This window comes from Archangium sp., assembly GCF_036388035.1.
GTDB lineage: Bacteria > Myxococcota > Myxococcia > Myxococcales > Myxococcaceae > Archangium.
In genome coordinates this window covers 1-6,118 of sequence record NZ_DASVSO010000887.1, presented here as the reverse complement: position 1 = coordinate 6,118, position 6,118 = coordinate 1, and the positions used below count along the sequence as shown (strand labels likewise).

General features: G+C 69.6%; 7 protein-coding genes. 2 read left to right on the top strand and 5 right to left on the bottom strand.

From position 1 onward, the window contains the following. From VF697_RS36420 to VF697_RS36410, 3 genes are all read right to left on the bottom strand, one after another. Positions 1–421: NAD-dependent epimerase/dehydratase family protein (locus VF697_RS36420; protein WP_331102400.1), on the bottom strand; the 421-nt coding region annotated here is incomplete at its 3' end. Positions 422–473: 52 nt separating this feature from the next. Next, on the bottom strand, positions 474–1,226 hold the full coding sequence (locus VF697_RS36415) for a hypothetical protein (RefSeq protein WP_331102397.1): 753 nt from the start codon (positions 1,224–1,226) through the stop codon (positions 474–476). 16 nt (positions 1,227–1,242) lie between these two features. Continuing rightward, positions 1,243–2,370 carry an oxygenase MpaB family protein gene (locus VF697_RS36410; protein ID WP_331102395.1) on the bottom strand — a complete coding sequence of 376 codons (1,128 nt, stop codon included), beginning with the start codon at positions 2,368–2,370 and terminating at the stop codon, positions 1,243–1,245. 287 nt (positions 2,371–2,657) lie between these two features. On the opposite strand from VF697_RS36410, the gene VF697_RS36405 reads away from it, so the two are divergent. Together VF697_RS36405 and VF697_RS36400 are read left to right on the top strand one after the other, a co-directional pair. After that, a complete protein-coding gene (locus tag VF697_RS36405; RefSeq protein WP_331102393.1) occupies positions 2,658–3,779 on the top strand; it encodes an AI-2E family transporter in 1,122 nt (373 codons plus the stop codon). Positions 3,780–3,788: 9 nt separating this feature from the next. Beyond that, positions 3,789–4,040 (top strand): hypothetical protein, encoded by a 252-nt coding sequence (locus VF697_RS36400; RefSeq protein WP_331102392.1) that lies wholly within the window; start codon positions 3,789–3,791, stop codon positions 4,038–4,040. A 12-nt stretch (positions 4,041–4,052) separates the two neighbouring features. Here VF697_RS36400 and VF697_RS36395 read toward each other — a convergent pair whose 3' ends face one another. Together VF697_RS36395 and VF697_RS36390 are read right to left on the bottom strand one after the other, a co-directional pair. Further along, the gene (locus VF697_RS36395) at positions 4,053–4,859 is read right to left on the bottom strand and encodes an SDR family oxidoreductase (protein ID WP_331102390.1); all 807 of its coding nucleotides are present in this window, start codon (positions 4,857–4,859) and stop codon (positions 4,053–4,055) included. 115 nt (positions 4,860–4,974) lie between these two features. After that, positions 4,975–6,018, bottom strand: coding sequence for an SGNH/GDSL hydrolase family protein (locus VF697_RS36390; RefSeq protein ID WP_331102402.1), 1,044 nt, complete (start codon positions 6,016–6,018; stop codon positions 4,975–4,977). Between the last annotated feature and the right edge of the window lie 100 nt (positions 6,019–6,118).

The following is a 6,118-nucleotide window of genomic DNA, read 5'->3' as shown; positions in this document are numbered from 1 at the left end:
AACCCGAGGGCCTCGGCGGACTGTCCTCCGTCACCAGCCGGGGGCCCTGGTCGCCGTAGTAGCTGGTGCCCCCCACGTAGAGCACCCGCCGCGCCCCCCCCGGCTTCAGCGAGTCCAACAGCATCGTGTCCATGCGCAGCCGCTGCTCGCGGTAGGCCTCGGCCCGCTGGCGCGTCACCCGGCCTCCGAAGGTGAGCGGCTGCGCGAGGTGCACCACCCACTCGCTCGCCGCCGCCTCCCGCTGCCAGGGCCCCGGGGTGAGCAGGTCCCCCAGCACGGGGGTGACGCCCGCGCGGGCCCACCGCTCGGCGGACGGCGCGCTCCGGGTGAGCAGGTGCACCTGGTAGCCGGCCTCCTGCGCCAGCGGGACGAACACGCCGCCGATGAACCCCGTGCCACCCGTGACGAACAGTCGCTTCACCGTGTCTCCCTCCGCTCCCCGGCTTCTTCGTGGACGCCCATCGCACCCGGGACTAGGGCGCGTGCAGCACCAGCTTGCGCGCGGCCTGGACGATGGGCGCTCGTCCCTGTCCCTTGGCGATGACCCGCAGCTCCTGCATGGGCACGCGCGGCAGCAGCTTGAGCACCAGCGGCACCGGCGTCCTCGGGTTGCGGGCCAGCGCCGTGCACACGGTGGTGTTGACGCCCCACTCGCGGTGCTCGGCGATGAGCTTCAGCGCGTCCGGCGACAGCGACGACATCTTGGCCGCGTAGATGACCTCGTCGAGCCCGAGCCGGGGGTTGCGCAGCACATAGACGTGGAGGGCCTTGTTGGTGTCCCGCAGCAGGTAGGCCCGGGCCTCCCGGTCTCCGGAGAGCGCGAGCTGCATCTTCTCCGTGACACTCAGGGCGGCCAGCCGGGCGGACATCAGCGGGTTGTGCGCGGGCGCCGGGGGCTCGTCGGCGTCCGGTTCCACCTCCTCCTCGGCCGGGGCCGGCTGCGCTGGAGCCCGCAGCCGCTCCAGGAGCGCCACGAGGGGCGCCGGAGGCCCTCCCGGGAACATCACCGCCACCCCCACGCCGGGGACGGCCGCGGCGATCTGCGCCGGCACCTCCACGGGCGCCTGGCCCGCCACGGACAACACCAGCACGCACGCGCCCAGCGAGGCGCCCGTCGGCAGCGAGGCGCCGCGGACCAGCAGCCCGCCCTTGGACATCTCCCGCTGATGGACGCCCAGGAAGTCCTCGGCGCTCGTGAACTCGGCCACCAATCGGAGTGCGCTCATGGCCGCACTCTAACCGCTACCGGCCCTCCACGTTCCACGACTCCCGCAGCGTGTGGGGAATGCGGAAGGGAGGCCGCTCGGCGCCGCGGTTCATCCACACCATCCCCTCCACCAGCTTGCGGCCGAACAGCTCCGCCAGCTTCGCCACCGCCCGGGAGCGGTCCCCCAGCTCGTCCGAGGCCTTGCCCAGCAGCGCCAGCGGGCCGAGCAGGTGCCGGGTCCAGTCCGCGGGCGGCACCTTCAGCATCTCGGCGATCTCCTCGCCCAGGATGTGGCGCATGAGCGAGGCCGCCAGGCCGTCGAAGAGGTCCCCCGGCGTGACGTGCTCGGCCATCTGGATGAGCGCGCGCGTGAGCTCCTGCCCCTCGGGGCTCGCGCGGAAGTGGCGGCGCTGGATGGCCTGGGCGAGCGCCGCGCAGTCCTCCATGTCCGTGGGCAGCACGGCCGGGTCCAACCCCATCACGTGCCCCACCACCCGCCAGCAGTGGAAGTAGGCGTCCTGCTCCCCCGTGGACAGCGTACAGCCCAGCTTCTCCATGCCCACGACGACGGCGTACGAGAAGTCCGCGAGCGTCCCCGCCAGGTCCTCCTGGTTGATGGGGTGTCCCCACTCGGGGTTCCACTCGCCGCTCTGCAGGATGAGGTGGCGCACGGCCGCGTGCATCAACCGCACCTTCTGCGCGCTCCGGATGCCGGTGCCGCCCGGCTCGAGGCCTCCCGGGGCGAGCACGTCCACCAGCATCTGCGCCGTCTCCATGATGCGGCGGAAGGGATTCGTCGCCAGCCGGGAGGTGAGGTGGATGACCTGGACGCCCTTCGCCGCCGCGTAGCTCGCCGGCAGGGCCCCGCAGAAGAGGGAGACGACCGCCTGCGGCCCGTACCGGCCGAACAGCGCCTCGCCGCGGCGGATGAGCTCCGGGTCCGCCCACGACGGCAGGCGCTCGGTGCGCACGAGGTACTCCCGCAGCGGCGTGGGCAACGTGTCCGGCACGAGCTGGTCGTTGCGGATGAGCTGCTTCATCAACGCGTTGGCGTTCTCCACCTGTCCCTGACGGAACAGGTTCTTCACGGTCTCATCCGCGAGGGGATCTCCCTTGTGGCGGAAGCCCTCGAGGAACTCATCGGTCCAACGGGTGTCGTGCATCTCGGCGGCATTCTAGCCGCGCGCTTCCGACCGCCCGCCAATAACCCAGGTGTAATTCCTCCAAGAGGGGAACTTTCCAAGGAGGGGCGGGTGGACGACGGCACCTCGCCTGAAGGCATCCGAGCGACCGGGCGGTTGGCTCCCACGGTGGCTTCGAGCACTGCCGTTACGGCCCCCGCAGCCCCAGCTTTCTCGCAGGTCCTTTTCACCAGGGAGGGGTGGGAGTGGAGCCGGAGAGGCCTGTTCGTTCGCCAATCGATCCCGTGAATGATCGGGAGCCGGTGCCCGTGCCGCGCTCACAGGTGACGGTGAAGACCGTGCTCACCATCTGCGCCTGCATCGTGGGCGTGGTGGCCGCCATCTTCCTGTTGATCCACGGCATCGTGACCCTCACCCTCACCGTGACGGCCGTGCTGCTGGCGGTGGCGCTCAACCACGCGGTGGCGTGGCTGGAGAAGTGGAAGGTGCGGCGACCGCTGGCCATCGGGCTGGTGATGGGCGTGCTGCTGGGGGCCCTTGTCGGCGCGAGCTTCCTCCTGGTGCCCACCGCGGTGGCGCAGGTCCGGGAGCTGGCCGAGCGCCTGCCCGAGCTCAATGAGCGCGCCCACCAGACGCGCCTCTACCAGTGGCTCGATGCGCGGGTGGGCCTCGACCAGCGGCTGGGCACGCTCGGACAGGGAGACTCCTCGCTGCTGCAGCGGGCGGTGGATCCCGCGCTGCACGTGGTGGGCAGCGCGCTGGCCGGGGTGGGCGCCTTCGTCACCGTGCTCTTCCTCGTCATCTTCATGCTCATCTATGGCGGCCGGGTGGTGCGGGGCGCGCTCGCCGAGTGCCTCCCAGCGCACCGCGAGCGCTACGAGCGGGTGCTGGGCAAGGTGTACACCTCGGTGGGGGGCTACCTCAGCGGGCTGGCCATCATCGCGGTGGTGAACTCCCTCTGCGCCACCACCTTCCTGGCCATCCTCGGCGTTCCCTACTTCCTGCCGCTCGGCGTGCTCTCCGGCCTGGGCAGTCTCATTCCCCTGTTGGGAGCCACCCTCTCGGGCCTCGTGCTGGCGCTGGTGGCCCTCGCCTCGGGTGGGGTGTGGGACTTCCTGGCGGTGGGGTTCTACGTCACGCTCTACCAGCAGTTCGAGAACCACCTGCTCGCGCCCGTCATCTACAAGCGCACCGTGGAGCTCAACCCGCTGGTGACGCTGCTCGGCATCATCCTCTTCGCCGAGCTGGCCGGCGTGCTCGGCACCTTCCTGGCCGTGCCCATCGTGGGCACCGCGCAGATCGTCATCCGCGAGCTGCTCCTGCTGCGGCGCGAGCGCCTCAACCTGCCCCTGAAGGGAGACGTGGCGGAGCAGCTCCAGAAGCGAGGACCCTGGCGCCCTCCCTTCTGGCGCCGGCCCCGGCACGCGTGAGAGGAAGACATGCCTCGGGAAGTCAAGGACGCGGACGGAGTCACCTGGAGCTGCATCCAAGCCTTCGCGGGTTTGGGGCAGGACGCGGAGAAGAAGGAGGCCGCGCGGGTCGACGGCACCTCCAATCGCTTCCACGTCGTCTGTACCCCGAGCGGTGGCGCGAAGTCGGTGCGCGTGGAGCTGCCCGGCAACTGGGAGAAGGCCCTCTCCGACGAGGAGCTGCTCCAGACCATCCACGCCCAGCTCGCCCAGGACTCGTGAGCGCGAGGCGGGTTAGCGCTCGGGCTTGTAGATGGCGGCCGTGCGCTGGGCCATGAAGCCACGCGGGAGCACCTTGGCGGCCAGGGCCAACGTCTGGTTGAGCAGCCCGGGGACGTAGAGCTCCTTGCGGCGCATGAAGGCCCGCACCGCGTGCGCGGCACACGCCTCGGGGCTCATCACTCCCAGGTCTCCCGCCTTGAAGCGGTTGGACAGTCCCGTCCTGTCCAGCATCTCCGTGGCGATGCCGCCTGGGGCGAAGACGGTGACGGACACACCCGTGTGCCGCACCTCCTGTCCGAGGCACTGCCCATAACTGGTGACGAAGGCCTTGGTGCCACTGTAGGCCGCCTGGTACGGCACCGGGATGAGCCCCGCCACGCTGGAGACGAGCAGGAGCCCGCCCCGCGTCCCACGCTCGACGAGGTAGGGCATGAAGAGGCTGGAGAGCCGCACCATGCTGGTGACGTTGGTGTCCAGCATGGCCTGGAACTCGCTCCAGCCCAGCTTCATGGCCTCGCCCCAGTACGTCACGCCGGCGTTGAGGATGACGGCGTGGATGTCCCGCGCCTGCGTGGCCTCGGTGAAGATGCGCTCCACGTCCTCGGGGCGCGACAGGTCGGCCGCGATGCAGGCGGCCTGCACCCCATGTCGCACCCGCAGCTCCTCGCACAGCGCCTCCAGCTTGTCACGCCGCCGCGCCACCAGGAGGACATGGCCGCCATGGTCTCTCGCGATGGTGCGGGCGATCTCCACGCCCAGCCCTGACGACGCCCCGGTGATGAGGGTCCACCGGCCTCGGAGCTCCAGCATCTGATTCATGGTCCGCACCCTATACCCGGGAACACCTGGGAACGAGCGCCGCGAGCTTCCGGAAGGGGAAGGGAATGGAGGGCAGGGGAGAGGTGTCCCCTGCCCGGGTGCTTCCATCGGCCAATTACGGCGTGGCCGGGTCCATCGTGGACATCAGCCAGCCCGCGCGCTCATGGCCCCACTTGTTCCACTCGGGGTTCTTGCCGCTCAGGATCTGCGTGTCCGTGAAGGCCGGAGCGCCGGAGCTCGTGCCGCTCATGGTCGAGCCGTAGTAGGTCGGGTGGGTGTTGTCCGACTGGATGTAGTCGTAGCTGGTGGCCGAGGTGGCGAAGTGCGTGTTGGCGTCGCGGATGGTCGAGCGCAGCGTGCTGGTGATGCGGGTGACGTAGGCGGCCTCGGTCTCGCCCGCGATGTAGCGGAGGGCGTCGCTGTCCACCAGCCCGTCACCGTTGGAGTCGTAGTCGGCGCCCATGTAGTCGGCGAACGAGTCGGCGCACTGGAAGCCGTACTTCGCCGCCAGGCTGCAGGCCCGCCAGTTGCTCTTGGCCAGGTAGGGCATGAACTTGGACTGCTTGTTCACGCGGGTCCCGGTGGCGGCGTCCGTGCAGTTGGTGAGCACGTTGTCCGCGGCGTAGCCCGGGTAGTAGATGTTCATGATGATCTTGGCCTTGGCCGCCGTCGCGTACGTGTTGATGGCCTGCATGGCCTTCTCCATGTACGAGGTGCAGTTGGCCAGCGCCGTGTCCAGGCCGGCATAGCTGCAGGTGCCCGTCTGGTCCGTGAAGGCGGTGCGCGCCTGCAGGTAGTCGTTGCCGCACATCTCGAACATCACCACGCGGGTGTTGGCCGACTGCATGTACGAGCGCTCGGCGATGATCTTGTTGTTGTAGATGTCGTCGGCCCGGGCGCCGGACTTGGTGCGGCGGACGACCTCGATGTTGCTGTTGAAGTCCTTGGCCAGGTACTCGCCCTCGACGACGGGCGCCGCGCGGCGGGCCACGTTGAAGATGGAGCCGTTATAGCCGGCGAAGATGGAGTCGCCGTAGGCCACGACGCGGTACGTCGACGTCGCGCCCGTGCGGTTGATGGTCCACGAGGTGTTCTGGTTGATGGTGCTGGCAGCGGCGGTGCCGCCCACGGCCAGGCTGGCCGCGAGCGCCAAGGACATGCCATTGGTGCGAGAGAACTTGGGGGCTCCTGAAATGTCGGGTGACTGCGTGAAGCGGGGCTCGGCTGATTCGCCGGCTTCACGGGTATAACAGAAAATT

Coding starts and splice junctions, on each gene's coding strand:
- VF697_RS36415 (WP_331102397.1), bottom strand. CDS start 1,226: ATGAGCGCACTCCGATTGGTGGCCGAGTTCACGAGCGCCGAGGACTTC.
- VF697_RS36410 (WP_331102395.1), bottom strand. CDS start 2,370: ATGCACGACACCCGTTGGACCGATGAGTTCCTCGAGGGCTTCCGCCAC.
- VF697_RS36400 (WP_331102392.1), top strand. CDS start 3,789: ATGCCTCGGGAAGTCAAGGACGCGGACGGAGTCACCTGGAGCTGCATC.
- VF697_RS36395 (WP_331102390.1), bottom strand. CDS start 4,859: ATGAATCAGATGCTGGAGCTCCGAGGCCGGTGGACCCTCATCACCGGG.
- VF697_RS36390 (WP_331102402.1), bottom strand. CDS start 6,018: ATGTCCTTGGCGCTCGCGGCCAGCCTGGCCGTGGGCGGCACCGCCGCT.